At 68.3% G+C, this 26822-nt stretch carries 29 protein-coding genes; 14 read left to right on the top strand and 15 right to left on the bottom strand.

All coding sequences use genetic code 11. The annotated features are described in order from the left end of the window. Window positions 1–2: 2 nt before the first annotated feature. The 4 genes from AC3WVS_RS25160 to AC3WVS_RS25145 form a co-directional block, all read right to left on the bottom strand. Window positions 3–632 (bottom strand): ABC-type transport auxiliary lipoprotein family protein, encoded by a 630-nt coding sequence (locus AC3WVS_RS25160; RefSeq protein WP_492320785.1) that lies wholly within the window; start codon window positions 630–632, stop codon window positions 3–5. A 70-nt stretch (window positions 633–702) separates the two neighbouring features. Continuing rightward, window positions 703–1644, bottom strand: coding sequence for an MlaD family protein (locus AC3WVS_RS25155; protein WP_492320784.1), 942 nt, complete (start codon window positions 1642–1644; stop codon window positions 703–705). Next, window positions 1641–2495, bottom strand: a complete 855-nt coding sequence (locus tag AC3WVS_RS25150) for an ABC transporter ATP-binding protein (protein ID WP_492320783.1) — start codon at window positions 2493–2495, stop codon at window positions 1641–1643. The genes AC3WVS_RS25155 and AC3WVS_RS25150 overlap by 4 nt, the downstream gene beginning before the upstream one ends. After that, window positions 2492–3628, bottom strand: coding sequence for an MlaE family ABC transporter permease (locus tag AC3WVS_RS25145; RefSeq protein WP_492320782.1), 1137 nt, complete (start codon window positions 3626–3628; stop codon window positions 2492–2494). Before AC3WVS_RS25145 ends, AC3WVS_RS25150 begins: the two co-directional genes overlap by 4 nt. A gap of 171 nt (window positions 3629–3799) precedes the next feature. Here AC3WVS_RS25145 and AC3WVS_RS25140 point away from each other — a divergent pair, with 171 nt between their 5' ends. Genes AC3WVS_RS25140 through AC3WVS_RS25130 form a run of 3 tightly spaced genes read left to right on the top strand, consistent with a single transcriptional unit; the run spans window position 3800 to window position 6278 of the window. Beyond that, the gene (locus AC3WVS_RS25140; protein WP_492320781.1) at window positions 3800–4681 is read left to right on the top strand and encodes a biotin--[acetyl-CoA-carboxylase] ligase; all 882 of its coding nucleotides are present in this window, start codon (window positions 3800–3802) and stop codon (window positions 4679–4681) included. Continuing rightward, window positions 4678–5520, top strand: coding sequence for a type III pantothenate kinase (locus tag AC3WVS_RS25135; RefSeq protein ID WP_492320780.1), 843 nt, complete (start codon window positions 4678–4680; stop codon window positions 5518–5520). The genes AC3WVS_RS25140 and AC3WVS_RS25135 overlap by 4 nt, the downstream gene beginning before the upstream one ends. Before the next feature lie 41 nt (window positions 5521–5561). Further along, complete coding sequence (locus AC3WVS_RS25130) at window positions 5562–6278, top strand: SPOR domain-containing protein (RefSeq protein ID WP_492320779.1); 717 nt, start codon at window positions 5562–5564, stop codon at window positions 6276–6278. 15 nt (window positions 6279–6293) lie between these two features. Here AC3WVS_RS25130 and rfaE2 read toward each other — a convergent pair whose 3' ends face one another. From rfaE2 to AC3WVS_RS25090, 8 genes are all read right to left on the bottom strand, one after another. After that, window positions 6294–6788, bottom strand: a complete 495-nt coding sequence (gene rfaE2, locus AC3WVS_RS25125; RefSeq protein WP_010811504.1) for a D-glycero-beta-D-manno-heptose 1-phosphate adenylyltransferase — start codon at window positions 6786–6788, stop codon at window positions 6294–6296. 102 nt (window positions 6789–6890) lie between these two features. Next, a complete protein-coding gene (locus AC3WVS_RS25120) occupies window positions 6891–7136 on the bottom strand; it encodes a hypothetical protein (RefSeq protein WP_492320778.1) in 246 nt (81 codons plus the stop codon). Window positions 7137–7540: 404 nt separating this feature from the next. Next, complete coding sequence (locus tag AC3WVS_RS25115) at window positions 7541–8404, bottom strand: ferritin family protein (RefSeq protein ID WP_340525810.1); 864 nt, start codon at window positions 8402–8404, stop codon at window positions 7541–7543. Between the two features lie 200 nt (window positions 8405–8604). After that, on the bottom strand, window positions 8605–9870 hold the full coding sequence (locus AC3WVS_RS25110; RefSeq protein ID WP_492320777.1) for a patatin-like phospholipase family protein: 1266 nt from the start codon (window positions 9868–9870) through the stop codon (window positions 8605–8607). A 36-nt stretch (window positions 9871–9906) separates the two neighbouring features. Next, on the bottom strand, window positions 9907–10698 hold the full coding sequence (gene phaM, locus AC3WVS_RS25105; RefSeq protein ID WP_492320776.1) for a polyhydroxybutyrate granule multifunctional regulator PhaM: 792 nt from the start codon (window positions 10696–10698) through the stop codon (window positions 9907–9909). Window positions 10699–10772: 74 nt separating this feature from the next. Then, a complete protein-coding gene (locus AC3WVS_RS25100; RefSeq protein ID WP_492320775.1) occupies window positions 10773–11606 on the bottom strand; it encodes an enoyl-CoA hydratase/isomerase family protein in 834 nt (277 codons plus the stop codon). Between the two features lie 119 nt (window positions 11607–11725). After that, entirely contained in the window at window positions 11726–12706 is a 981-nt protein-coding gene (locus AC3WVS_RS25095) for a fumarylacetoacetate hydrolase family protein (protein ID WP_492320774.1), read from the bottom strand. An 82-nt stretch (window positions 12707–12788) separates the two neighbouring features. Then, a complete protein-coding gene (locus AC3WVS_RS25090; protein WP_492320773.1) occupies window positions 12789–13787 on the bottom strand; it encodes a Bug family tripartite tricarboxylate transporter substrate binding protein in 999 nt (332 codons plus the stop codon). 179 nt (window positions 13788–13966) lie between these two features. Between AC3WVS_RS25090 and AC3WVS_RS25085 the strand changes: the two genes are divergently transcribed. The 4 genes from AC3WVS_RS25085 to AC3WVS_RS25070 all read left to right on the top strand — a co-directional run bounded on the left by AC3WVS_RS25085 (window position 13967) and on the right by AC3WVS_RS25070 (window position 17228). Beyond that, window positions 13967–14800 carry an IclR family transcriptional regulator gene (locus tag AC3WVS_RS25085; RefSeq protein ID WP_492320772.1) on the top strand — a complete coding sequence of 278 codons (834 nt, stop codon included), beginning with the start codon at window positions 13967–13969 and terminating at the stop codon, window positions 14798–14800. Next, window positions 14760–15851: a DUF3108 domain-containing protein gene (locus AC3WVS_RS25080; protein ID WP_492320771.1), complete on the top strand. Its 1092-nt coding sequence runs from the start codon at window positions 14760–14762 to the stop codon at window positions 15849–15851. Before AC3WVS_RS25085 ends, AC3WVS_RS25080 begins: the two co-directional genes overlap by 41 nt. A 51-nt stretch (window positions 15852–15902) precedes the next feature. After that, window positions 15903–16745 (top strand): 3-oxoadipate enol-lactonase, encoded by an 843-nt coding sequence (gene pcaD, locus AC3WVS_RS25075; RefSeq protein ID WP_492320770.1) that lies wholly within the window; start codon window positions 15903–15905, stop codon window positions 16743–16745. Between the two features lie 225 nt (window positions 16746–16970). Next, window positions 16971–17228 carry a BTH_I0359 family protein gene (locus tag AC3WVS_RS25070; RefSeq protein WP_010812891.1) on the top strand — a complete coding sequence of 86 codons (258 nt, stop codon included), beginning with the start codon at window positions 16971–16973 and terminating at the stop codon, window positions 17226–17228. 72 nt (window positions 17229–17300) lie between these two features. On the opposite strand, the gene AC3WVS_RS25065 is transcribed toward AC3WVS_RS25070, so the two are convergent. Beyond that, complete coding sequence (locus tag AC3WVS_RS25065; RefSeq protein WP_492320769.1) at window positions 17301–17693, bottom strand: rhodanese-like domain-containing protein; 393 nt, start codon at window positions 17691–17693, stop codon at window positions 17301–17303. 231 nt (window positions 17694–17924) lie between these two features. Between AC3WVS_RS25065 and AC3WVS_RS25060 the strand changes: the two genes are divergently transcribed. The 5 genes from AC3WVS_RS25060 to AC3WVS_RS25040 all read left to right on the top strand — a co-directional run bounded on the left by AC3WVS_RS25060 (window position 17925) and on the right by AC3WVS_RS25040 (window position 23895). Next, window positions 17925–18986, top strand: coding sequence for a homocysteine S-methyltransferase family protein (locus tag AC3WVS_RS25060; protein WP_316152324.1), 1062 nt, complete (start codon window positions 17925–17927; stop codon window positions 18984–18986). 16 nt (window positions 18987–19002) lie between these two features. Then, window positions 19003–21750 (top strand): methionine synthase, encoded by a 2748-nt coding sequence (gene metH, locus AC3WVS_RS25055; RefSeq protein ID WP_492320768.1) that lies wholly within the window; start codon window positions 19003–19005, stop codon window positions 21748–21750. A gap of 263 nt (window positions 21751–22013) precedes the next feature. After that, on the top strand, window positions 22014–22484 hold the full coding sequence (locus AC3WVS_RS25050) for a hypothetical protein (RefSeq protein ID WP_492320767.1): 471 nt from the start codon (window positions 22014–22016) through the stop codon (window positions 22482–22484). Window positions 22485–22809: 325 nt separating this feature from the next. Beyond that, a complete protein-coding gene (locus AC3WVS_RS25045; protein WP_010812886.1) occupies window positions 22810–23442 on the top strand; it encodes a response regulator in 633 nt (210 codons plus the stop codon). Between the two features lie 45 nt (window positions 23443–23487). After that, a complete protein-coding gene (locus AC3WVS_RS25040) occupies window positions 23488–23895 on the top strand; it encodes a response regulator (RefSeq protein WP_035820351.1) in 408 nt (135 codons plus the stop codon). 40 nt (window positions 23896–23935) lie between these two features. Here the strand turns inward: AC3WVS_RS25040 and AC3WVS_RS25035 are convergent, their stop codons facing one another. Then, window positions 23936–25339 (bottom strand): sensor histidine kinase, encoded by a 1404-nt coding sequence (locus AC3WVS_RS25035; RefSeq protein WP_492320766.1) that lies wholly within the window; start codon window positions 25337–25339, stop codon window positions 23936–23938. Window positions 25340–25622: 283 nt separating this feature from the next. On the opposite strand from AC3WVS_RS25035, the gene AC3WVS_RS25030 reads away from it, so the two are divergent. Further along, window positions 25623–25790 (top strand): DUF1328 domain-containing protein, encoded by a 168-nt coding sequence (locus AC3WVS_RS25030; RefSeq protein WP_010812883.1) that lies wholly within the window; start codon window positions 25623–25625, stop codon window positions 25788–25790. Window positions 25791–25842: 52 nt separating this feature from the next. Then, window positions 25843–26271 carry a DUF883 family protein gene (locus AC3WVS_RS25025; protein ID WP_492320765.1) on the top strand — a complete coding sequence of 143 codons (429 nt, stop codon included), beginning with the start codon at window positions 25843–25845 and terminating at the stop codon, window positions 26269–26271. A 175-nt stretch (window positions 26272–26446) separates the two neighbouring features. On the opposite strand, the gene AC3WVS_RS25020 is transcribed toward AC3WVS_RS25025, so the two are convergent. Then, window positions 26447–26767, bottom strand: coding sequence for a DUF1840 domain-containing protein (locus tag AC3WVS_RS25020; protein ID WP_035820355.1), 321 nt, complete (start codon window positions 26765–26767; stop codon window positions 26447–26449). Between the last annotated feature and the right edge of the window lie 55 nt (window positions 26768–26822).

Below are 26822 nucleotides of genomic sequence, written 5' to 3'. Positions count from 1 at the left end.
GTCTACTTTAGCTGCAGCGTGCCGATCCAGTCGAGCAGCGCCGCGATCACCGCGTCGCTGGCCTCGGCCAGGGCCTTGACGCCGCCGGCGCCATCGGCGCTGGCAGCGGGCCGGCGTGCCTCGAAGGTCTGCTGGCCGAGCATGCCATGCTGGAACACCGTGGCGCGCAGCCGCACCACGCCTTCGCTGGTGGTGGCGCTGTCGAACACCTGGTCGAACTCGATCAGGTCCACCTTCAGCGCCGGCACGCTGCTGTCGCCGAACCAGCTCAGCGTGCCGCGCGCGGCCACGGCCTCGCGCAGCCGCTCGTCGAACAGGCGCGTGGGCGACATCACCCAGCGCTGCGTGGCGTAGGCCTGCAGGCGCTGCGCCTGCGCATACTGCAGCCGGTAGAAGAGGGCGTTGCCATCCAGCCAGTTGGGCCCGTCGGTCTGCGCCACGCGCAGTTTGGGCAGCCGCGCCGGCGCAGGGTTCCCGTTGCCGGGTGGGGTGGCGGCCGGCGGGCCGAGGTCGTAGGTGACGGTGGGGTCGTTGCCGCGCGTCAGCGCGCAGCCTGACAGCGCCAGCCCCGCGGCGGCCAGCAGCAGGGCGGCCTGGAGGCGGGAGCGCGCGGATCGGAGCAAGCGTGGCATCTCGGTCGCAGGGTTCACGGCGGTATCTCGCGGTTGGCGGTATCGGGTGAGGGGCGGCATGCGGGCCGCGCTACGGTGCGCTGAAGCCCGGCTCGCCCGGACCCGGCGCGGGCGCGGGCGCGCCGAACAGCACGCTGCTCGGGCTTTCGTTGAACTGGCCGGCGGCGCGCTCGAAGGTGCGCGCGGTCTGGCGCGCGTCGCGGGCCAGGCCATTGAGCTGCGGCAGGGTCTCTTCGCTGAAGGTGCCCGCCGCGGACTGCACCGACGAGGCCGCGCCCTGCAGGTCGCGCCCGACGCTGTCGACGGTGCGCATCACCGTGCCGTTGGGGTTGGCCAGCTCCTGCGTCAGGCGCCGGGTCGATTCCAGCGTGGCGTTCAGGTTCTCGGTCACCTTCGGCAGCCGGTTGGCGGCCGGGCCCAGCGAATCGGACAGCCGCGAGTAGTCCTCGGCGGTCTTGCGCACCGAGCGGATCGCGGCCATCAGTTCGGCGCGGTTGGCGCCCTGGAACATGTCGTTGAGCGAGGCCATCAGCGTTTCAGTCTGGGTTAGCAGCGAATCGCCGCGCTTTTCCAGCTCTTCGAAGAAGCCGGGGCGCATGGCGATGCGCGCCACCGCCTTGGGCGAGGTCGGCAGCGGCGGCGAGGCCGTGGCACCGTCGTGCGTAGCGCTGTCGTCCAGCTGCACGTAGGCGATTCCGGTCACGCCCTGGAAGCCCAGCGTGCCATAGGTGGTGCGCGTGATCGGCGTGTCCTTGTTGACGTTGACGCGCACAATGATCTGGCCCGGCACCTGCGGGTCGAACTTGATCGACTCGACCTTGCCCACCGCAAGCCCGCGGTATTTCACATCGCCCTGCGGCTGCAGACCGTTGACGGTGGAGCGTGTGATCAGGTCATACGGCACGCGCACCGCGTGGTCGGTGCTGAACCAGAAGATCGCGAACAGCACCAGCACGGCCAGGCCGATGGTGAACACGCCGGCAAGGAATGCGTGTGACTTGTTTTCCATCATGCTTCTCCAGGGGGCGGCGCATCCGGCTGCGCGTGCAGCTGCAGCGCCTGCATGGCGCGCTGGGCGCGCTCGCCCAGGAAATACTCGCGGATGAAGGGGTGGTCCACCTTCACCACTTCAGGGATCGGCGCCGCGGCGATCACCTTGTGGTCGGCCAGCACCGCGACGCGGTCGGACAACGCCACCAGCGTGTCCAGGTCGTGCGTGATCATCACCACGGTCAGGCCCAGTTCGCGGCGCAGTTCGCGGATCAGCGCCACGTAGTCGTCCGAGGCCATCGGGTCCAGCCCGGCGGTGGGCTCGTCCAGGAACAGCAGCTCGGGCTCCAGCGCCAGCGCGCGCGCCAGCGCCACGCGCTTGATCATGCCGCCGGACAGGTCCGCCGGCATCTTGTCGGCATCGCGCGCCGACAGGCCCACCAACTGCAGCTTGAGCAGCGCGGCCTGGCAGATCAGGTTGTCGGGCAGCGCGCGCAGCTCACGCAGCGGCAGCGCGATATTGTCGATCACCGACAGCGCCGAGAACAGTGCGCCGCGCTGGAACTGCAGCCCCCAGCGGTTGCGCAGCGCCTGCAGCTGCGCCGGGCGCAGCCGGGTCGGGTCCTCGCCGAACACCTTGATGCTGCCCGAGGTGGGCCGCTCCAGCCCCACGATCTGGCGCAGCAGCACGGTCTTGCCGCTGCCGGACCCGCCCACGATCGACAGCACCTCGTCGCGGTAGACGTCCAGGTTCACGTGGTCATGCACCATGGCCTTGCCGAAGCGCTTGACCAGGTTGCGCACCTCGATGACCGGGGTGCGGTCCTTTTGGACCTTCCCGTCCTGGGTGGCGGTAGCTGGCGCGGCGCTCACAGGCCCACGTCCTTGAACAGGACGGCGAAGACCGCGTCGGCCAGGATCACGATGGTGATCGCGGTCACCACCGAGGCGGTGGTGCCTTCGCCCAGGCTTTGCGTATTGGGCTTGATGCGCAGCCCGAAGTGGCATGCGGTCAGGGCGATCAGGATGCCGAACACCACGCCCTTGCCCAGCCCCAGCCACAGGTTGGCTACCGGCACCGCATCGGGCAGCTCGCGCAGGAAGAAGGTGGCACTGATGCCCAACTGCATGCGCGCGGCCAGCATGCCACCGGCCAGCGCCATCACGTCGGTCCACGCCACCAGCAGCGGCATGGCGATGGCCAGCGCGATCACGCGCGGCATGATCAGCCGGAAGCCGTGCGAGATGCCCATCACGCGCATCGCGTCGAGCTCCTCGGTCACGCGCATCACGCCGATCTGCGCGGTGATGGCTGAACCCGAGCGCCCCGCGATCAGGATCGCCGCCAGCACCGGGCCCAGCTCGCGGATCACCGCCATGCCCAGGATGTTGACGATAAAGGTGCTGGCGCCGAAGGTGCGCAGCTGGTTGGCCGACAGGTAGGACAGCACGATGCCGATCAGGAAGCCGACCAGCGCGGTGATGCCCAGCGCCTTGTAGCCCACGTTGTAGATATTGGCCGAGATCTCGCGCCATGGGCCGCGCTGCGGCACACCCGCAAAGCGCAGCAGATCGAAAGCGAGCTGGCCCAGCATGGTGATGCCGCTGCGCAGCTGCGCGCCGAACGACAGCACGTTGGCGCCGAACAGCGTGATCGGGTTGAAGCGGTCCACCATGTGCTTCTTCCAGCCCTCGTCGTGCACCGCGGCGATGCGCTCGAATACGCGGCGCTGGCCGTCGGTGGCATCCAGCTGCTGCGGCAGCTGGCCGTTCCAGGCCTGCCACAGCAGATGCGCGCCGATGTGGTCCAGCCGCTCGACGTCTGCCAGCGACCACTGCGCGCCGTCCTGCGCCTGCGCCAGCTCGCGCAGTTGCGCGCGCAGCTGCCGCGCCTGGCGGCAGCCGGCCAGGGCGAGCGCGGTCCAGTCGCCACGCAGCGCTACGCTGACGGTTCCGTCCCCGCGCGTGATATGGAAGTCTGGCGTCGTCTGGCGTTCCAAGGGCATGCGATGTGATGGCCGAGTCTCGATTCTAAGCCACCCGCCCCGCTGACGCGACCGCGCCGTGCCGAGGCGGCGGCGCGGCTACAATGCGGCATCTGCCGCAGGCAGCCGGGCCGCACCCCGTCCCCGCCTGTGTTTTCTACGATCGCCATCGATCCCAACCCTTTGCCGCGCATGTCCGCCGTTCCTCCGACTCCATCCGACCCTTCCGCCCCATCCGGCGCCAACTGGCGCATCGATGCCGGCGCGCTGCGCGGCATGCTGTCGCCCGCGCTGAGCGACTGGACGCTGGAGCTGGTGGAGCAAACCGGCTCCACCAATGCCGACCTGACCGCGGCCTGCCGCCAGGCGCCGTGGACCGACGCCGCCAGGCTGCGCCTGGCTTACCGCCAGACCGCCGGGCGCGGGCGCCAGGGCCGGCCGTGGCAGGGGCAGGCAGGCATGACCTTCTCGGTGGCACTGCCGCTGGCGCTGGCGCCGGCGCAACTGAGCGGCCTGAGCCTGGCCGTGGGCCTGGCGCTGGCCGAGGCCCTGAGCGATGTCGATGCGCGACTCGGCGCACGGATCGGGCTGAAATGGCCCAACGACCTCCAGATCGATGGCCGCAAGCTGGCCGGCATCCTGATCGAGTCGGTGCCCGCCGGGCCGCAGCGGGTCTGGGCTGTGATCGGCATCGGCCTGAACCTGGTGCGCGACGCGCAGATGGAGGCGGCGCTGGGCCGCGAGCTGGCTGGCGTGGCCGAGGCCATGCCCGGCTTCGACGCGCAGCGCGATGCCCCGCGCCTGCTGGCCGCGCTGCTGGAACGGCTGGCGGCCATGCGCACCGCGTTCCTGGCGCACGGTTTCGGGCCGATGGCGCGGCGCTGGTCCGCGGCCGATGCCTACCGCGACCAGCCGGTGCGGCTGCTGCACGAGGGCAAGGTCATCGCCGAAGGCATGGCGCGCGGTGTCGACGAGGCTGGCCACCTGCTGCTGGAAACGCCGGCGGGGCTCGAGCGCATCGCCAGCGGCGAGCTGTCGCTGCGGCCCGCGCCGGGGCAGGGAGACAGCGCATGAGCGCGCCGCGTCTGCTGATCGATATCGGCAATACCCGCCTCAAGTGGGCCTGGTGCGAAGCCGGTGCGGCGCTGCCCGCCACCGGCGCGCTGCCCACGCCGTGGCAGCACGGCGGCGCGGTTACCCATGCCGACGCCGGCGCACTGCAGGCGCTGGCCGCTGACCTGCGCGCGCTGCGTGGCAGCGGGCCGATGCCGTCGGTGTGGATCAGCAACGTCGCCGGGCCGGTGATCGCGGCCGCCGTGGATGCCGCGCTGGCCGACGCCTTCGGGGCCTGTGCGCCGGTGCAATGGGTGCGCAGCGCCGCCGCGCACGGCAACCTGGCCAACGGCTACCGCGAGCCCACGCAACTGGGCGTGGATCGCTGGGTCGGCGCCATCGGCGCGCACCGCTGGCTGCCGCACGACACGCTGCTAGTGGTGACCGCGGGCACGGCCACCACGCTGGATATCGTCACGGCCGCGGCGGATGGCAGCGCGCGCTTCGAGGGCGGCCTGATCCTGCCCGGGCTGGCGCTGATGCTGGGCACGCTGGCACGCAACACCGCGCAGCTGCCGGCGCTGGACGTGGACGATGCCGGCACCGTGGCCGGCGCGCACCTGCGCTGGGCCGACAATACGCACGACGCCATTGCCGCGGGCTGCCTGGCCGCGCAGGCCGGCGCCATCGAACGCACCTGGCGCGCGCTGGGCGAGCGCGGGCCGGCGCGTCGTGCCGTGCGCTGCCTGCTGTCCGGCGGTGCCCGCGGCGCGCTGGCAGGCGCGCTCGCCGTGCCGTTCGAGATGCACGATAATCTGGTGCTGCTCGGCCTGCACGCGATGGCATCGTCCGGCGACTAGCCGCAGCGCAACTTCCCACACGCCTCAATCCGCCCCGACCCATGACCGCCCCAGGCCAGCCCGCCCGGCCACGCTCGCCACGCATCGTCCCGCTGTTGCTGCTGCTCGCCAATGCCGTGCTGCTGGGAGCGGTGCTGGGGGTGTTCGGCGCGAACCCGCTGGCCGGCTGGTTTGAAACCCCGCGTGAACCGCAGCGGCTGCAGCAGCAAGTTCGTGGGGAGCGGATGCGGGTGCAGGCGCCGGCGTCGGCACCGGCGGCGGGTGCCGCACCGCGCAGCGCGCTGCCGTCGGCCACGCTGGCGGCAGCCTGCATCGAGATCGGTGGCTTCAGCGCCCAGGCGGCGCGCCGTGCCACTGAAGACCTGGCCGCCGCCGCGCTGCGCGTGGAAGCGTTCGCGCGGCAGGAACAGGTGCGCTGGTGGGTCCATCTGCCCGCGCAGCCCACGCGCGAGCATGCCGAGCGCAAGCTGGCCGAACTGCGCCGGCGTAATGTGACCGAGTACTCGCTGGTGACCGCCGGCACGCCCGAGACCGCCACCTATACGGTGTCGCTGGGACTCTTCCGCGAGCGCGAGCGTGCCGAGCAGTATCTCGATACCCTGCGCGGCCACGGCGTGCGTACCGCCATGCTGACCGAGGCCGCGCGGCCGCTCACGCGGCAGTGGCTGCGCGTGCGCGATGCCGACCACGCGGCGCGTGCCCGGCTCGAGGCCATGCGCCAGCGCTACGGCGCCGAGGACGTGCTGGCCTGCTCCTGAGCGCCCTGGGCTGCCTTAGCTGCCCTGGCGCACCCTGGTCAGCAGCTTGGTGGTCGAGCGGTCGTGCAGGAAGGGGATGGCGTAGGCCTGGCCGCCCCAGCTGCGCACCAGCCGGGTTTCTTCCAGCGTGTCGATATCGTAGTCGCCGCCCTTGACGTAGATGTCGGGGCGCACCAGGCGGATCAGCTCCACCGGGGTCTGCTCGCGGAACATCGCCACCAGGTCGACCGATTCCAGCGCGGCCAGCAGCGCCATGCGGTCCGATTCATGGTTCAGCGGGCGGTCGTCGCCCTTGCCCAGCATCTTTACGGAAGCATCGCTGTTGACGCCGACCACCAGGCTTGCGCCCAGTGCGCGCGCCTGTGCCAGGTAGGTGGCATGGCCGCGGTGCAGGATGTCGAAGACGCCATTGGTGAACACCAGCGGGCGCGGCAAGGCGGCGATGCGCGCGGCCAGCGCGGCGGGGGTGTCGGGCAGGGTCAGCTTGGATTCGAAAGCGGGTACGGACATGGGGTCGGCATCGGAAAGTGGAGGCCGGCCCCTGGTCGGAGCCGGCGTGCTTGCCCGAGATGGTACCCCTTCTTGGGGTCCCCGCCGGCGGCGGGGTCCTGGTTACCCCGTCACGCACAGCCTCATGGCCGCGTCGTTGGCGACATCCCTGGCTGCCGGATCGGAGACCGGCCGGGCCTGCTGCACCGGCGCGGTGGCAATGCCGCGCAAGGTGCCCTGCAGCGCCTGCCGCACGGCGTCGATATGCGCGGCCTGCGCGTTGCCGCCCCAAGTGCCGCGATGCCACCGGGTAAATGGCGCTGCGGAGAATTGCCAGCTGCGGCTGGCGCTAATTCCGATGCGAGGCATTACACCGCGAATTAAATGAATTCGTAATGCTGGATTTACATCGAATTGATGGCCAGGGTAATTGAAGCGTGATTTAAATATTCTATTTCCGGATATAAATCTATTCGATAAGCGGGCGCCAGGGATGGGTTTGCCGCCGCCGCGCGAGAGCGCGGCAGTGCGCGGGACGGGAATGGAGCAATGTAGTAACCGGCTACTACCTGCGTGGCAGCTGGCTCGTTTATCATGCCAGGCGCTTGAATTTCCAGGACAAGGAAATCAGCATTGCGGAATACCCGCCACAGCCGGACCAGGTCCGGTGCGCCGCGGCGGGTCGCATTTGTCGGGAATGCGTCAAGGCAAAAGAAGGGAAAAGAAAAGCCCCGCTTCGGCGGGGCTTTTTTTCGTGCCGTCGGACTGGCCGCTCAGGCTTGCGCCGGCTGGGCTCCGCCCGTGCCTTGCAGGCTGGCGTTCAGTTCCTTGCGGTAGCGGTTCAGGTCCTGCACGGTTTCGAAGGTGCGTTCGAACAGCAGCGACATGTTGTGCAGGATCCGTTCGATGACCTTCTTCTCCCAGCCTTCGTCAAAGCGGATCTGCTCGTCCAGCCAGTGCTCGAGCCAGTCCGGGTCCGGCAGGCGCGACTGCACCGTGTCGTTGGGGAACAGCGCCTTGTTGACGTGCAGGTTGGTCGGATGCAGCGGCTTCTCGGTGCGGCGGGCCGAGGCCATCAGCACGCCGATCTTGGCAAAGGCGGCGCGCGCGCTGTCGCCGAACTGCGCCAGGTACTTCTTCATGTAGCGCAGGTAGGCGCCGCCATGGCGGGCTTCATCCTGCGACAGGGTGCGGTAGATATGCTTGATCACCGGTTCCGTGTGCCATTCGGCGGCGCGGCGGTACCAGTGGTTCAGGCGGATCTCGCCGCAGAAATGCAGCATCAGGGTTTCCAGCGGCGGAGCCGGGTCGAACTCGAAGCGCACCGCGTGCAGTTCTTCCTCGGTCGGCACCAGGTCCGGGCGGAAGCGGCGCAGGTACTCCATCAGCACCAGCGAGTGCTTCTGTTCCTCGAAGAACCAGATGCTCATGAACGCCGAAAAATCAGAATCGTGGCGGTTGTCGCGCAGGAACATCTCGGTCGCGGGCAAGGCGGACCATTCCGTGATCGCGTTCATGCGAATGGTCTTGGCCTGGTCGTCCGTCAGCATGCTGGCGTCAAAGGAGTCCCAGGGGATGTCCTTGTCCATGTGCCAGCGGACGGCTTCCAACGATTTGAACAGTTCGGGGTAGAGCATGGTAAGCCTTTGAAATTACGGGCAGATTCTACCAGATGCGAATTATTCTCTTCTCCTTTTTTAGTCCGGATCGGGGCAAATGCAACGCTTTTTGACGCGGTTTGGCGCAGCGGGCTGCATATTGCGGGCGATCAGCGGAGCGCCGAGGGGCCAATGTGCCAGCCGCGGCGCCTGGCAGGACCCCATGTGCGGGCGGGTGCTCAGGGCGAAAGCGCGCGTTCGTCCACCGGCAGCGCGGCCGGTGGCGTGCCCGGGACGACGCCGAACAGGAACGCCGCCAGTTCGTCCGCCTGGGCCTCGGCATCGCGCTCGCCCAGTGCCATCAGGGCCTGGGTGAAGGCGGGTTCGAACAGCAGGTAGCTGGCGAAGGCGGCGCCGCGCGCCTCGGTGCCGCCCAGTGGCGCCAGCAGCGCGCGCACCGTGCGCGGCAGCTGCTTCTGGTGCTCGGCGGCAATGGCTTCGATCGGCTCGCTGGGGGAGATCGTCATCACCTGCACCGGGCGCCAGCCCTCGCGGTCGCCGGCCAGCTCCGGCATGCGCGCCAGCAGGCGGTTGATATGCAGCAGCCGTTCCAGGTCGGCGTTGAGGCCGTCCAGGAAGATGCTGGCCAGCGCCTGTCCGCCCACCTGCGCCAGCGACGGGTAGCCGCCGGCCGGCATGGTGTCGTACCAGCCCGAGCGCTGGCGCGAGGCTGCGCCGATCGCCAGCACGCGCGACGCGCCCAGGTGGATCGCCGGCGACAGCGGCGACATCTGCCGCATGGTGCCGTCGCCGAACCACTCATGGTGGCCGTCCAGCTCCAGCGGCATCGCCGGGAACAGGAACGGGATCGAAGCGGATGCCAGCAGGTGGTCCACCGTGATCTGCGCCGGGATCGCAATGCGCTGGCTGCGGTGCCACGGATGGATGCGGTGGTGCGACTGGTAGAAGGTCACGTGGCGCCCGGTGCTGTAGGACAGCGCAGTGACCGCGAAGGCCTGCAGCGCACCGCTGTCCAGGCTGGCCTGCACGCGCTCGGGCTCGAACAGCTCGCCCAGCATGCTGCCCAGCGGGGTGTTGTCGAACAGGGCGCGGGGCGCGCGCCGCTGCGTGGCCCAGCCCAGCGCCAGCGTCGACAGCCAGCGCGCACCCGACATGCCCACGCGCAGCACGTCGGTGCGGTAGACGTCGTCGGCATGGATGCTGTGCCACAGCGCCGCCAGGCTCTGCGTGGCGGCCTGGAAGTCCCCCGCCTGGATCGCCAGCCCGGCGCCGTTGATCGCCCCTGCCGAGGTTCCGGCGATGATGCCGAAGGGCATCGCGCCATGGCCCTTGCCGTGCCGCGCGGCAATGCGCGCCAGCCCGCTCAGCACGCCAGCCTGGTAGGCGGCGCGCGCGCCGCCGCCCATCATGATCAGCGCGGTGGCGGCGGGGTTGGGTCCGGATTGCAGCGCGCGGTGGGGGGGCGGGAAGGACTCGCGGTGCATTGCGTTGGTGTGGACGATTTGTCGGGTATCTGGCGGTCAGGCTGCGCTGCTGCCGTTGGCGCCGTTGCTGCCCCCGTTCTTGCCATTGTCATCGCCGTTGCCCGCGTCCTTGGCCGGCTTTGCCTTGGCCGCCTTCTTGGCCGGCGCCTTCTTTACCGGCGCTTTCCTGGCGGCAGGCTTGCCCGTGCCGGCGGAGGCGGCCTTGCCAGGCGCGTCCGTCTTCGGCTTTGCAGCCGCCGCTTGCGCTGCGGCGTCGGGGCCGGCTGCGGCGCCGAAGCCGCCCACGCCGCCCATGCCGAACGGGGCGATGCTGGCCGCGGCGGCGCTGCTGGCGATCTGGTTGAACTGCTGTTGCAGCAGGTCCCACCACAGTGCGGCATTGGGCGGCAAGGTGGAATCGGTGTCGCTTGCCGCAGCTTGCGGGTGCTCGGCGGCAGGCGGCTCCGGTTGCGCACCGCTGCCGGCATCCGCGCCGGCGGCGCGCTCCGGCGCAGCGGCGCTGGGCGTGTTGGCCGCGCGCGCGACGTTTTCCATGGCGGACTGCATGGCCTCGGGCGACAGCGCGTTGCCGAAGGTCTGCAGCGCCACCAGCGTGGCGCGCTGCACTTCCAGGCCCTGGATGGTGGTGCGCAGCAGGTTGGTGTTCAGTTGCAGCCAGCTCTCCACCGCCTTCAGGTCGGCAATGCGCTTGTCGAGGTCGTCGAGGTCCATCGGCGGCGTCATTGCCTGCAGGCCGGGCATCATGCCGGCGGGCATGCCGCTGCCGCTGCCCCACAGCCGGCGCATGAAGTCGAAGCCGTTGGTGAAATCGGGAATCTGTCCGAACATGGTCGAGCGCTCCGTGTGCGGCGCAGCCCCGGGATTGGCCAGGAGGGCCCGTCGGGCCGGCGGCTGCGTCGTCGTTACCTGAACTGTGGCGGCCGCTTCTGGCGCAGGCTCGCCACGCCTTCGTGCACGTCGGGGCCGGCAAAGCCCATGAATTCAAGCGCCAGCGAGGTATCGAAGGCGGGGCCGGCCATGCGCAGCCAGTTGTTGAGGGCGTACTTGGTCCAGCGGATCGCGGTCTGCGACCCGGCCGCCAGCCGGTTGGCCACCTCGAACGCGCGCGCCACCAGTTCGTCCTCTTCCACCGCCAGCGAGACCAGGCCGATCCGCTCGGCTTCCTCGCCGCTGACCGACTCGCACAGCATCAGATAGTACTTGGCCTTGGCCATTCCGCACAGCAGCGGCCACACGATCGCGGCATGGTCACCCGCGGCCACGCCCAGCCGGGTATGGCCGTCGACGATGCGCGCGCTCCTGGCCGCGATCGAGATATCGGCCAGCAGGCCCGCCACCAGCCCGGCGCCGACAGCGGGACCGTGCATGGCGGAGACCACCGGCTTGTCGCAGTTGATGACGTTGTAGACCAGGTCGCGCGCCTCGTGCCAGACGCGGGTGCGGGTCTCGAAGTCGTTGGCCATGTCCTCCACCAGCGCCAGGTCGCCGCCGGCGGAGAAGCCCTTGCCCTCGCCGCGGATCAGCGCCACGCGCACCTCGGGGTCGGCGGATACGTCGCGCCAGATCTCGGCCAGCTCGCGGTGCATGCTGGCGTCCGCCGTGGCCAGCTTCTGGTTGGCCGACTGGGCCGCGCCCATGATGATTTCGAGGATGGGGCCGTGGCGGCGCAGCGTCAGTGCGCGATAGCGCTCGTAGCGGGGGGAGAGGGGGGTGGAGTCAGCGGTGGGGGTAGTCATTGGGGGCCTGAGAGGAAGGGGTTAGCGGCGCGCCGCATGCATCGTTATTTGCCAACCGATCGGTCGGTTAATTATATGCACATCCGGCTCGCCACCGCACCCCGCGGCCCCAACGTGCGTCAGGCCGCTGCCACCAACTGGTCGATCGCGCCGAATACCGAATGGCCCTGTGCGTCGAACATCTCGATCTTGACCGCGTCGCCGAACTTCATGAACTCGGTCGCGGGCTCGCCCTCATCGATGGTTTCCAGCATGCGCTTCTCGGCAATGCAGCAGTAGCCCTTCTTGCGGTCGACGTTGGAGATCGTGCCCGAGCCCACGATGCTGCCGGCGCGCACATTGCGCGTCTTGCAGATATGCGCGATCAGCTGGCCGAAGTCGAACACCATGTCGGTGCCGCAGTCGGGCTGGCCCACCTTCTTGCTGTTCCAGTGCACGGTCATCGGCAGGTGCACCTTGCGCTCGCGCCAGGCCTCGCCGAGTTCGTCGGGGGTCACCGCCACCGGCGAGAACGCCGTGGCCGGCTTGCTCTGGAAGAAGCCGAAGCCCTTGCCCAGTTCGGCCGGAATCAGGTTGCGCAGCGAGACATCGTTGGCCAGCATCACCAGCCGGATGGCTTCGCCGGCCTGCTCGGGCGTGGCGCCCATCCTCACGTCGCCGGTGATCACGGCCACCTCGGCCTCGAAGTCGATGCCAAACGCCTCGCTGGCGCAGACGATATCGTCCTGCGGCCCGACGAAGTCGTCCGAGCCCCCCTGGTACATCAGCGGGTCGGTCCAGAACTCGGGCGGCATTTCGGCGCCGCGCGCCTTGCGCACCAGTTCAACGTGGTTGACGTAGGCCGAGCCGTCGGCCCACTGGTAGGCGCGCGGCAGCGGCGCCATGCAGTCCCTGGGGACGAACGCGAAGGGGTGGCGTGCGCGGCCGGCGTTGAGCGCGTCGTACAGGTCCTGCAGCTGGGGCGCGTAGAAATTCCAGTCGTCCAGCACGGTCTGCAGCTTGCCGGCGATGTCGGTGGCGTAGTGGGCTTGCTTCAGGTCGCGCGACACGACCACCAGCTGGCCGTCGCGCGAACCGTCCTTCAGGGTTGCGAGTTTCATGGGTGCGATGGGGTAGGGATCAGGGGCGCCTGCATCGCAGGCGCGGCGGCCGCTAGTCTACCGTGGCGCGCCCGCGCGCCAGTCAGTCGACGGTGATGCCCTTGGCCTTGATCAGCTTGCCCCAGCGCTCGCCCTCGGCGCGCGCGTAGCTGGCGAATTCCTCGGGCGTGCTGTAGACCGCCTCCACGCCCACGCCTTCCAGCTTCTTCTGCACCTCCGGCGTCTTCAGCGCCTTGACCAGTTCGGCGTTCAGGCGCGTGACCACGGCCTTGGGCGTGCCGGCCGGCGCCACCATGCCTTGCCAGGCGTAGGCCTCGAAGCCGGCCACGCCGCCCTCGGCCACGGTCGGCACGCTGGGCAGCACGGCAAGGCGCTTGGGCGTGGCCACGCCGAGCGCGCGCAGCTTGCCCGCCTGCACATTCTGCTGGCCCGAGGCCAGGTCCAGGAACATCAGGTCGACCTGGCCCGCGAGCAGGTCCTGCACCGCCGGCGCCGCGCCCTTGTAGGGCACGTGCGTCATCTTGACCCGGGTCTGGTCCATGAACAGTTCCATTGCCAGGTGGTGCGGGCTGCCCGCGCCAGGCGAGCCGAAATTGACCTTGCCCGGGTTCTTCTGCGCGTACTCGACCACTTCCTTGAGCGTGCGCGCCGGGAAATTGGGATTGGCCACCAGCACCAGCGGGAAGCGCGCAAGCTGGCCGATGTAGACGAAGTCCTTGTCCGGGTTGTACGGCAGCTTCTTGTACAGCGACGGATTGGCGGCCAGCGTGGCGGTGTCGGCGGTGAGCACGGTGTAGCCGTCGGGCTTGGCATGCGCCACGGCATCGGCGCCGACAATCGTCGCCGCGCCCGGGCGGTTGTCGATCACCACCTGCTTGCCCAGCCCCGGGGTAATGGCCTGGGCCACGGTGCGCGCCACCACGTCGGTGCCGCCGCCAGCGGGATAGGGCACGACCCAGCGGATCGGCTGCGACGGCCAGTCATCGGCGCGCGCGGGGGCGCTGCCGGTGAACAGGGCGGCAAACAGGGTACCGGCCGTCAATGCGGCGAGGGCGGGGCGGAAGTGGCCAAGGGGGCGCATCGGTTGTCTCCGTGTTAAAAAGGGCCCGGTTCGGGCGGGCTTGCACGAGAGGCATGCCGCCGGCCAGGTCTGTTGCGAAGAAAGTCTACCGATGGCTTAAAAATTGGTAAATCGATTTCGCTATAGTAAATTTACCTACGAATTTCCCCGGCCCCTGGGGATAGCCAACCATCCGCCGCATGTCAGAGATCGAAGAAGAAGACACCAAGCTGCGTTCCGGCATCCAGTCCATCGAGGTGGGCTTCAGGCTGCTGCAGGCGCTGGCGGTGTCGCCGCGCGCGATGATGCTGCGCGACCTGGCAGCCGCCGCCGACATGAACCCGGCCAAGGCCCATCGCTATCTGGTCAGCTTCATGCGGCTGGGCGCGGTGGCGCAGGACCCCGTCAGCGGGCGCTATGACCTGGGCCCGTTCGCGCTGCAGCTGGGCCTGGCCGGGCTGAACCGTCTCGATCCGGTCAAGAAGGCGCGCCCGATCCTGTCGCAGCTGCGCGACGAACTGGACCTGACCGCCGGCATTGCCGTGTGGGGCAACCACGGTCCCACCGTGGTGCACTGGGAGGAATCCAGCCATCCCGTCACCGTCAGCCTGCGCCTGGGCGATGTGATGCCGATGCTGAACTCCGCCACCGGGCGCCTGTATGGCGCCTACCTGCCGCGCAAGCAGACCCTGCCGCTGATCGAACGCGAGCTGGGCGCTCGCGGCAATGACGGCTTGCCCGACATGCCGCGCTCGCTGGCCGAATACGACGCGATCTGCGCCGAGGTGCGCGCGCATGGCGCGGCGCGCACGCTCGGCGGCGTGCTGCCGGGTATCAATGCGTTCTCGATGCCGGTGTTCAACGCCAACGGCCACCTGGCCATGGGGCTGATCGTGCTGGGCGCGCAGAGCATATTCGATGCAGAATGGGGCGGTACGATGGATCGTCGCATCCGCGACATCGCCCAACAGCTCTCATCGGAACTTGGCTACCTTGGTGCAGCCACCCCGGCCGGAGAAACCGGCCAATCCTGATCCCCTCGCCCGGCCCGGCGCGGATCCCCGCGTCTGGCGCCGGCGGCGCTGGATCATCGTGATCGCCCTGGTGCTGCTGGTCCACGTGCTGGCCGTGGTGGGCTTCGTGCGCATGCCGGGGCCGCTGATCCCGGTGGATGTCAGCAACACGCCCACGCTGGAAGCGGTGCTGCTGCCGCCGCCCAGGCCGCCAGCCCCACCCGCGCCGCGGCCGGTGCCGCGCCCGCGCCTGCAGCCCAGGGCGGCCGCGCCGGCCCCGGAACCCGCGCCGCAGGAAGCCCCCGCTCCCCCGCTCGCCACCAGCCCGCAGGGCGCGACCGAAATGGCCTCGGGCAGCGGCGGCGAGGGCAGCGCGGCCAAGCCTGCCGCCGCAGCCGCGCCGTCCGGCGGGCCGCAGGGCGGCGTCGATGGCGTGCGCTACGACCCGCCGCCGTCGGCGACGATGCACTACGCCAGCTTCGTCAACGGCGTGCAGAACCCCGACGGCCTGATCCGCTGGGAGCAGGACGGCAGCCGCTACCGTCTGGCGGTCGAAACCCGCGTGTTGTGGTTCCGCTTTGCCTTCCAGAGCGGCGGCGCGATGGCGGTGCAGGGGCTGTTGCCGGAACGCTACGAAGAGCGCCGCCGCAACAAGACCGAGACCTCGCGATTCGATGCCGCGGCCGGCACCGCGGTGTTTGCCTCGGGCACGCAGGCGCCGTTCCCGCCCGGCGCGCAGGACCGCTTCAGCGTATTCCTGCAACTGGTGGGGTTGGTGCGCGGCAATCCCCAGCGATATGCCACCCCCGGAGTGACGGAAGCATTCCTTGTGGCCGACACGCGGGATGTGGAACCCATGCAAGTGCAGTATGTTGGAGAGGACGAGATCGACACCGGCAACGGCGTGATACGCGCAAAGCACTTTGTGAGGCTGCAGCGCCGTGCCAATGACAGGCGCCGCGTCGAGCTGTGGCTGGCGCAGTCGCTCGGCTGGATGCCGGTGCGCCTGCGCCAGACCGAGCCCGACGGCACCCAGATCGACCTGGTGTACCGCGGCAGGGAAGGGCAGTAGGACCGCGGCGCGCGCCTCCCGACGCACCATCTAACCGAAAGGAGCCCAGCCATGACCGTTGCCACGCCACCCGCCGAAACCCACCGCATCCACGCCGAAGGCGCCGACCTGCACGTGCGCGTGGACGGGGCGGACGGGCCCTGGGTGATCCTGGTCCACGCCCTGGCTGCCGACCACACGCTGTGGGACGCCACCGCGCAGCACCTGGCGGGCCGCTATCGCGTGGTGCGCCCTGATATGCGCGGCCACGGGGCCAGCGACGCCCCGCTCGGGCCCTATACCATGACGCGGCTGGCCGACGACGTGGTCGCGGTGATGGACGCGCTGCAGATCTCCCAGGCGCATTTCTGCGGGATTTCCGTCGGCGGCATGATCGGGCAGACCATGGGGCTGCGCCATCCCGAACGGCTGTTGTCGCTGGCGCTGGTGGCTACCAACAGCCAGACCCCGATGGAGGCGCACCCGATGTGGCACAACCGCATCGGCCAGGCCGAGGCCCATGGCATGGCCGGCATGGCCGATGCCACCCTCGGGCGCTGGCTGACGCCGGCCTTCCATGAGGCGCATCGCGACCAGGTGTCGCGCATTCGCGACAGTCTGGTGGCCACGCCGGTACGTGGATACGTGGGTGTGGCCGAGGCAATCATGGCTTTTGACCTTGCCGGCGCGCTTTCCCGCATTCATTGTCCTACGCTGGTAGTAGCGGGCGAGCAGGACCAGGGCGCAACCGTGGCGATGGCACAGAGCATCGCCGCGGCGATTCCCGGAGCCAGGCTCGAGGTCGTGCCGCAAGCGGCGCACCTGGTGCACGTGGAGCAGCCCGAGCGCTTCCACGCCGCGCTGGACGCCTTTCTTGGGAATGCCGCATGCGGGGGGCAGTGCGACGTTCCGTGACAAGCAACACACTGATGTGGAAGGCTCAAGAAACTTGTTGCATTGGCCGATGCCCAATCCATGTAAGGCAGAAAATCGTGGCAACGAGGTGACCCGCACCAATAACTTGATTTCCCGCTGGTCACCCCAAGTTTGGAGGTAAAGCCGCGGCGCCCCCTCAAGGCATCAACTGAGGCAAGAACCACAAGGGCATGCCGCCCATCCATGACGCCCAGGAGGTGTGCCATGCAAATGATCTACAACAGCGACAACTACTGCATCGTGGAATTCGGTGCGGATGTCGATCAGGCGCCGCTTGAGTTTGGTGGCTACGAAATCGTCGACAAGAATCTGAAGCGCGAAATCTTCCTCGGCGGCCACCTGGCCGAGAGCTTCCGCGCCGACGTCAAACGCCTGATTGAAAGCGAGCCATCCGTGGAGGAAGTCGACGATTTTCTCGGCAAGTTCGACAACGTCATGATGCACCCGCTGGTGATGCACTGAGCGGCTTTGCCTGGAACGATCACCGCCCGCTTCGGCGGGCGTTTTTGTTGGTGGCGGGCGCTGCGGCCGCGCTCAGTACTGTTCCCACGGCAGCCCGTCATGGCGCCAGCCGTTGACCGTATTGCGGTGGCGCTGCGTATCGAGGTCGCCCTCGAAGCCGTGCAGCACGAACTGGACGTTGGAGAAGCCCGCGCCCTCCAGTGCCCGCGCCGCCGCCGACGAGCGGTTACCGCTGCGGCAGATCAGCAGCACCGGCCGCGCCGATGCCTGGCCCGCCAGTTTCTTCACCATCTGCACGAAATGCGGGTTGACCTCCCAGTCCGGGCCATCGTTCCAGGGTACGTTGTGCGCGCCCTTGGGATGGCCGACGAACAGGTATTCCATCTCGCTGCGGCAGTCGATAAAGAGCGTCTCGGGCGATTGCGCCAGCAGGTTCTGGGCGTCGGCGGGGGAGAGATGTTGCATGGCGGGCAAGGAAGGGGGCAGCGCGAAGCGCGCCCTGGGGCGGTGACGGTTACGTCTCTCAGTGTAGGCGCCAGCGGGCCGGACAGGCAACCGCGGGCCACCGCGGGCAGCCGCAAGGCCTTGATACACCTGATAAAATCGTCCCTCTTTGGCCAGCATAGGCCACAGCAGCGGCCCGGCGCCGATCCAGCCATGGATACGCCGCAGGCCCGCCTTTCCAGAGTCCCCGCCATGAGTGCCCCTGAATCCACCGCGGCCGCGCCGCGCCCCTACACCCGGGCTGCCGAGTTGCCCCGGCTGCTGCAAGAACGCATCCTGATCCTGGATGGCGCCATGGGCACCATGATCCAGCGCTACAAGCTGACCGAGGCGGACTACCGCGGCGCGCGCTTCGCGGAACACAAGGTGGACGTCAAGGGCAACAACGAGCTGCTGCTGCTGACGCGCCCGCAGGTCATCAGCGAGATCCATGAGCAGTACCTGGCCGCCGGCGCCGACCTGATCGAGACCAACACCTTCGGCGCCACCGGCGTGGCGCAGGAAGACTACAAGATGGCGGACCTGGCGTACGAGATGAACGTCGAGGCCGCGCGCCTGGCGCGCGCCGCCTGCGACAAGTACAGCACGCCGGAGAAGCCGCGCTTTGTCGCCGGCGCCTTCGGCCCGACGCCCAAGACCGCCAGCATCTCGCCCGACGTGAACGACCCGGGCGCGCGCAACGTGACCTTCGAAGAGCTGCGCGATTCCTACTACGAACAGGGCAAGGGCCTGCTGGAAGGCGGCGCCGACGTGTTCCTGGTCGAGACCATCTTCGACACGCTCAATGCCAAGGCGGCGCTGTTCGCCATCGACCAGCTGTTCGAGGACACCGGCGAACGCCTGCCGGTGATGATCTCCGGCACCGTGACCGATGCCTCGGGCCGGATCCTGTCGGGCCAGACCGTGGAAGCGTTCTGGAACAGCCTGCGCCACGCCCGGCCGATCACGATCGGTCTGAACTGCGCGCTTGGCGCGACGCTGATGCGCCCCTATATCGCCGAACTGGCCAAGGTGTGCGATGCCGCGGTGTCGTGCTACCCGAACGCGGGTTTGCCGAACCCGATGAGCGACACCGGCTTCGACGAAACGCCGGAAGTCACTTCGTCGCTAGTGGAAGAATTCGCCGCTTCCGGCCTGGTGAACCTGGTGGGCGGCTGCTGCGGCACCACCCCCGAGCATATCGCCGCCATCGCCGAGCGCGTGGCCGACAAGAAACCCCGCACCTGGCCCGGCCAGTACCGCGACGCCGCCTGAGCCGGAGCCTGACAACATGAGCGACAACCAACTGCCCCCGCGCCCGATGCGCCTGTCCGGCCTCGAGCCCTTCACCATCGACGACGACACGCTGTTCGTCAACGTCGGCGAGCGCACCAACGTGACCGGCTCCAAGGCCTTCGCGCGCATGATCCTGAACGGTCAGTTCGACGAGGCGCTGGCGGTGGCCCGCCAGCAGGTCGAGAACGGCGCGCAGATCATCGACATCAACATGGACGAGGCCATGCTGGACTCGAAGGCCGCCATGGTTCGCTTCCTGAACCTGATCGCCTCCGAGCCGGACATTGCGCGCGTGCCGATCATGATCGACTCGTCCAAGTGGGAAGTGATCGAGGCCGGCCTGCAGTGCGTGCAGGGCAAGCCCGTGGTCAACTCGATCTCGCTCAAGGAGGGCGAGGAACAGTTCCGCCACCACGCCGCGCTGATCCACCGCTATGGCGCCGCCTCGGTGGTGATGGCCTTCGACGAGAAAGGCCAGGCCGACACCTTCCAGCGCAAGACCGAGATCTGCAAGCGCAGCTACGACATCCTGGTCAATGAAGTCGGCTTCCCGCCGGAAGACATCATCTTCGACCCGAATATCTTCGCGGTCGCGACCGGCATCGAGGAGCACAATAACTACGCGGTGGACTTCATCGAGGCCACGCGCTGGATCAAGCAGAACCTGCCGTACGCCAAGGTCAGCGGCGGCGTGTCCAACGTGTCGTTCTCGTTCCGCGGCAACGACACGGTGCGCGAGGCGATCCACACCGTGTTCCTGTACCACGCCATCGGCGCGGGCATGGACATGGGCATCGTCAACGCCGGCCAGCTCGGCGTGTATGACCAGCTTGACCCAGAGCTGCGCGAGCGCGTGGAAGACGTGGTCCTGAACCGCCGCGAAGATTCCACCGACCGCCTGCTGGAGATCGCGGACCGCTTCAAGGGCGGCGGCGCGAAGAAGGAAGAAAACCTGGCCTGGCGCGGCACGCCCGAGCAGCCGGTGCCGGTGGGCGAGCGCCTGGCGCACGCACTGGTGCATGGCATCACCACCTTCATCGTCGAAGACACCGAAGAGGTCCGCCAGCAGGTCGAGGCGCGCGGCGGCCGCCCGATCGAGGTGATCGAAGGCCCGCTGATGGACGGCATGAACATCGTCGGCGACCTGTTCGGCGCGGGCAAGATGTTCCTGCCGCAGGTGGTCAAGAGCGCGCGCGTAATGAAGCAGGCGGTGGCGCACCTGCTGCCCTACATCGAGGAAGAGAAGCGCCTGCTGGCCGAGGCCGGCGGCGACGTCAAGGCGCGCGGCAAGATCGTGATCGCCACGGTGAAGGGCGACGTGCACGACATCGGCAAGAACATCGTGTCGGTGGTGCTCCAGTGCAATAACTTCGAAGTGGTCAACATGGGCGTGATGGTCCCGTGCAACGAGATCCTGGCCCGCGCCAAGGTCGAGGGCGCGGACATCGTCGGGCTGTCGGGCCTGATCACGCCGTCGCTCGAAGAGATGGCCTACGTGGCCTCGGAAATGCAGCGCGATGACTACTTCCGCGTGAAGAAGATCCCGCTGCTGATCGGCGGCGCCACCACCTCGCGTGTGCATACCGCGGTCAAGATCGCGCCCAACTACGAAGGCCCGGTGGTGTACGTGCCGGATGCCTCGCGCTCGGTCAGCGTGGCGTCGAGCCTGCTGTCGGATGAAGGCGCAACCAGGTACCTGGACGAGCTGAAGACCGACTACGACCGCATCCGCACCCAGCACGCCAACAAGAAGGCCACGCCGATGGTGACGCTGGCGCAGGCGCGCGCCAACAAGACCCCGATCGACTGGAGCAGCTACGTGCCGCCCAGGCCCAAGTTCATCGGCCGGCGCGTGTTCCGCAACTACGACCTGGCGGAACTGGCCAACTACATCGACTGGGGCCCGTTCTTCCAGACCTGGGACCTCGCCGGCAAATTCCCCGACATCCTCAACGACGAGATCGTCGGCGAGTCGGCGCGCAAGGTGTTCTCGGACGGCAAGGCCATGCTGTCGCGCCTGATCCAGGGCCGCTGGCTGACCGCCAACGGCGTGATCGCGCTGCTGCCGGCCAATACCGTCAACGATGACGATATCGAGATCTACACCGACGAGACCCGCAGCAAGGTCGCGCTGACCTGGCACAACCTGCGCCAGCAGAGCGAGCGCCCGGTGGTGGACGGCGTGCGCCGCCCCAACCGCTGCCTGGCGGATTTCGTCGCGCCCAAGGACAGCGGCATCGCCGACTATGTCGGCCTGTTTGCGGTTACCGCGGGCCTGGGCGTGGAGAAGAAGGAAGCCCAGTTCGAAGCCGACCATGACGACTACAGCGCGATCATGCTCAAGGCGCTGGCCGACCGCTTCGCCGAAGGCTTTGCCGAGTGCCTGCACGAACGCGTGCGCAAGGACCTGTGGGGCTATGACGCCGGCGAGCAGCTCAGCAACGAGCAGCTGATCGCCGAGTCGTACCGCGGCATCCGCCCGGCGCCTGGCTACCCGGCGTGCCCGGAGCACACCGTCAAGGGCCCGATGTTCGAGTTCCTCGACGCGGCCGAGATCGGCATGGGCATCACCGAGTCGCTGGCGATGACGCCGGCCGCCTCGGTGAGCGGCTTCTACCTGGCGCATCCGCAGTCGACCTACTTCTCCATCGGCAAGATCGGCCAGGACCAGCTCGACGACATGGCGGCGCGCCGCCACGAGGACCGCGCCACGCTGGAGCGCGCGCTGGCGCCCAACCTGTAACCGGGTGCGACGGCAGGGCGGCGGGGGCGGCGGCATGGCCCCGCCGCCAGCCCATTGATGCAGCAGGGAAAACCGCTGCAGGCGGGCGGCAAAGCCGTGCCGGGGCGGCGTGGCAGGCGCCTCACAACTCCTTACAGAGCCTTTCAACTCCTCACAGACCGGCGCAGCCCGGCTCCCTAGACTGAGGGCTCGATACACGCAATCACCAGCGTGATCACCGCGGCGAATGTTTCGCCGTGGGGCATCCTGAAAGGAGTCTGTCCATGAAGAAACTGCTGCTCTCCCTGTCCGCTCTGTCGATCGCTGCCGCTTCCTCGCTGGCCATGGCCCAAGGCACCGGCGTTTCCGTTGGCACGAAGGCCGATGTCGGCGCATCGGTGACCACACCCTCTCCCGCCGCTGCAGCGCAGGGTGGCCTGAACACTGCCGGCAGCGCCGCCACGGGTGCCGCAGGCGCGGCCGAAAAGGGTCTGTCGACCGCGGGCGCGGCCACCGAGAAGGGTCTGTCGGCAGCAGGCTCCGCCGCTGACAAGGGCCTGTCCACCGCCGGCGCGGCCGTCGACAAGGGGGTTGGCACCGCCGCCGACGCCACCGCCGGCGCCAAGGCAGACGCCGGCAGCAAGTCCAAGCGTGACAAGCATGACAAGCACGCCGCCAAGTCGACCAAGAAGGCCAAGGCCGACGCGAGCGTGGGCGTCAGCGCCGGCGCCGACGCGGGTGCCAAGGCGCAGTAACGTGCCGCGCTGGTCCACAGTCACTGGCCACTAGCGACTAGCCTCAGCCTCATGCCGGTGCCGGCGGCGCCAGCGCCCTCCAGGAAGTTTCAGCACTGACGCGCCGCAGCAAAGCGGGACGGATCACCTCCGTCCCGCTTTGCGTTTGTGCGCGGCGAGCCGGCGCGCCATGTGCCGTGCACGCGTTCTGTCCGCGCATCATGTCAGCCTGACACCGACAGCCCGCGCCCGCGCGCGGCACTACAATGACAATCAACGCAAGCGGTTCCGCCTGCACCCGACTGCACCGGGCATGTGCCGGTCTGTTCAACCCAGTGGAGCCCACATGATCCGCATCCTGATCGCTGACGATCACGAGATTGTGCGTGCCGGGCTGCGCCAGTTCCTTTCCGAAGAGCCCGACATCCAGGTGACAGGCGAGGCCGGAAGCGGCGACCAGGTCATGGCGCAGCTGCGCGATGCCGAGTTCGATGTGCTGGTGCTGGACATCTCGATGCCCGACCGCAACGGCATCGACGTGCTCAAGCTGATCCGCCAGCGCAAGCCCGAATTGCCGGTCCTGATCCTGTCGACCTACCCGGAAGACCAGTACGCGATCAACCTGATCCGTGCCGGCGCTTCTGGCTACCTGACCAAGGAAAGCGCCCCGGACGACCTGGTCAAGGCCATCCGCACGGTGGCCCAGGGCCGCCGCTACGTGAGCGCCACCGTGGCCGACCTGCTGATCGGCGGGCTCGACAAGCCGACCGAGCAGCCGGTGCACCAGATGCTGTCGGAGCGCGAGTTCCAGATATTCTGCAAGCTGTCGCGGGGGCAGTCGGTGTCGGTGATTGCCGACGAACTGTTTCTCAGCGTCAAGACCGTCAGTACCTATCGTTCCCGTATTCTCGAGAAAATGGGCATGAAGACCAACGCTGACCTGACCTATTACGCCATCAAGAACGGCCTGGTCGAATGACAGCCCGCGATGGGCCGCACCGGACGAGGACCAGCAATACATAACATGTCGGAGCAGGCTTCGAACACTTCCTACCGGGCGCTGAGCATACTGCTGATTGAAGACTCGGCGGTCCTGCGAGGCATGCTGCTCGAATACCTGAAGGATTTCCCTTTCATCGAGAACGTGGACTGGGCCGATACCGAAGCCATGGCCCTGCGGCTGCTCGCCGCCGGCAAGTACGATGTGGTCATCGTCGACCTGCAGCTGCGCCAGGGCAACGGCATCAATGTGCTGCGCGCGATGCAGCGCAACGGCACCGGCGCGGTGCGCATCGTCTACACCAACCACGCCCAGGTCAGCATGTACCGCCGCCAGTGCGCCGAGGCCGGCGCGGACTACTTCTTCGACAAGTCGCTCGAGCTCGAGCAGGTGTTCCGCGTGATCGAGGAGCACGCTGCGCCGGCGCCCTGAGCCGCGCCAGCCCATCACATTCCCTGCCTGCCGGTGCGCGTCAGGCGCGCGCCGGCTCCTGGTTTTCCGGCGCCTCTGCCGGCGCCAGCACCGCGTCCGTCAGCGGCACCTCGATGCGGATGCGCACGCCCGCCTGTGCCAGGGAATCGATCTGCATGCTGCCGCCCAGCGCGGTGACGCGCTGCTCCATGCCCAGCAGCCCGTGGTGGCCGGCGGTGCTGCCGGCGTCGAAGTCCGCCGGCAGGCCCTTGCCGTCGTCGCGCACGGTCAGCGTCAGCAGGTTGTCCTGGCAGGCCAGGCTGACATCGATGTGCCTGGCTTCAGAGTACTTGCTGGCATTGGTCAGCGATTCCTGCACGATCCGGTACAGCGCGATCGCGGCCTCGTCGCGCAGCGGCGGCAGGTCTTCCGGCACGCTGACATTGGTCTCCCAGTCATTGCGCGCCCCCACTTCCTCGACCAGCTGGCACACCGCCGCGCGCAGGCCCAGGTTCAGCAGCACCGTGGGGCGCAGGTCCTCGATCAGGCGGCGCTTGATCTGGATGCCCTGGTCCACGTGCAGCATCACACGCGTGAGGCGCTCGGCCGCCACCGGATGGTCCTCCTGCACCTTGCGGCGCACCCAGTGCAGGTCCAGCTTGATCGCGGTCAGGATGGCGCCCAGTTCGTCGTGCAGTTCGCGCGCCAGGCGTGTCTTTTCGTCCTCGGTCACGCGCTGCAGGTGGGCGGCCAGCGCCGACAGCTGGCGCGTGCGTGCGCGCACCTTGCGGTCCAGCCGCACGCTTTCCTCTTCCAGCTGGGTGCGCACCGCCTCGGCCATCGACAGGCGCTTGGCGTGGCCGACGCCCACCGCCATCATCAGGATGATGTTGATGGCGGTGAGCAGGCCGATGCCGTAGCGCGACAGCTGCACGTCGTTCTCGGCGCCTTCCAGCCGGTGCGAGACCGCGCCGGCCTCGCGCGCCTGCAACTGGTCCAGGCCGCGGCGCGCGTTGTCCATGGTCTCTTTGCCGTAGTCGGTGCGGATCAGGTCCAGCGCCACTTCCAGGTCGCGCTTGCCGTAGACCAGCGTCAGCGCCATCTCATTGAGCTTGCTGTTGATCAGCTTGGAGGTGTCGCTGAACTGTTTCAGGCCTTCGGGATCGTTGGCATAGCCGGCGCGGATCTGCGCCATCAGTTCGGCGATGCGCGGCAGGGCCTTGTAGTACGGCTCCAGGTAGCTTTCCTTGCCGGTCAGCAGGAAGCCGCGCTGGCCGGCCTCGGCATTGACCAGCTCGCCGTTGAGCGCGGCCAGCTCGGTCTGCACGCGCTGCGAGCGGATCACGTCGGTATAGCTTTCGCGCAGGCGGATATTGCCGGTTTCCGACGCCACCAGCACCGCCAGCGTCAGCAGGATGCCGCCCGCCAGCAGCAGCGTGTGGGGGAGAAAGGACTGCTTGAACATGGGCAATTCCTGTTTAGTGAAGGCGCGCCGCTCGCCCGCCGCAGCGCCAGGGAGCGCCCATGGAATCACGTCGATCGCCATGGGTCAACCTTGAAGCGGGCCCGCGCGGGCCTTGTCCGGGTGCTTGTAGGACTCGGCTGACAGCGGAATCGGCTCGCTGTCAGTATTGGTGCGCGGGCTGGCTTTCTACGATGAGGCTATGAGCTTGCACCCCTTGGCGCAAGCCCTCACATGGGCCCAGCCAGTGCGCCTGGCCTGGTCCGATTGCTTCGGGAGCCTAGCCATGCTGCAATATGCACTCGTATTTTTCGTCATCGCCCTGATCGCCGCGATCTTCGGTTTCGGCGGAATTGCCGCCGGCGCCGTGGAAATCGCCAAGATCCTGTTCTTCATCTTCCTGGTCGTGGCGCTGGTCGCCGCGGTGATGGGCCTGGTCCGCAGGGGGCGATGACACCGGCCGCGAGCCGTTTCCCGCCACCGCCGACCGAAACTGAGGAGACCGTATGCTGACGCAGAACCCGAAAGTCAGGAAGGAACTGAACCACCTGTCCGACAGTGCCGACAGTGCCATCCGCCACATCAGGCATGCTGCGCGCGACACGCGCGATGCGGCAGCGCCGGTATCCGGCGAGGTCAAGGCGCTGATCGCCCAGCTGGAGCACACCATCGAAGTACTGGCGCGCGAGGGCTCTGCCGAGAGCGTGCGCGCCGGGCAGCGCCTGCGCGAGCGGGCCACCGACATGGCCCATCGGCTGCGCGCCCAGACCACCGACGGCATGATGCGCGCCCGCGAGCGCATGGATGGTGCGGTAGAGCACGCCCAGCACCGCGTGGCCGAGTCGCCGTTGAAGGCTGTGGCGATCGCGGCGGCCGTGGGGGCGCTGATCGGGCTGCTGCTGGCCAATGGCCGGCGCCATTCAGAGGAGGAGTAGGCCCGCCCCTAGCCACCAGACCGATACCAGGATCCGCCTGCCACACCTGGCGGGTCCTGCAAGGGATTCCCCCCTTTCCGGAACCCTCGTCCGGAAGCCCGGCAGCCCACTGCGGTGCCGGGCGTTTTTTTGGGCGCGCGGCGATCCGTGCCGCACGCAACTGTGCCTGGTTCCGTCACACCCCCCACATCACATTGGCGCCCTCACGCTGGGAGGCACGCAGCATGTCCAGGAACGGGTAGGCGCGCTGGCCCAGGTGCAGCGGTTCTTCCTCGTCTTCGTCGTTGCCGGTGTCCGCTTCGACGGCCGAGCTGGCGGGATGGGTCTTGGCATCGGCGACCGCGGCTTCCAGCTTGTGGATCGCGGTTGGAAGCTCTTCTACGGTGATCACCCCTCGTTCCCCGAGGCGCTTGCCGATGATGCCCAGCAGCGTCATCGCCAGATCCTTCATCATGATCAGGTCCTGCGCGGCGTGGGATTTGAAGGTGATCAGCATGATGTGTTTTCCTTTCACGGAGAGGCGGGGGGCGTTCCCGGGGGCGGGAAGTCTC

The organism is Cupriavidus sp. CPT47-8839-RL05A, assembly GCF_058792255.1.
The sequence above is the reverse complement of the archived record's forward strand: the minus strand, read 5'-3'. Positions and strand labels throughout refer to the sequence as shown.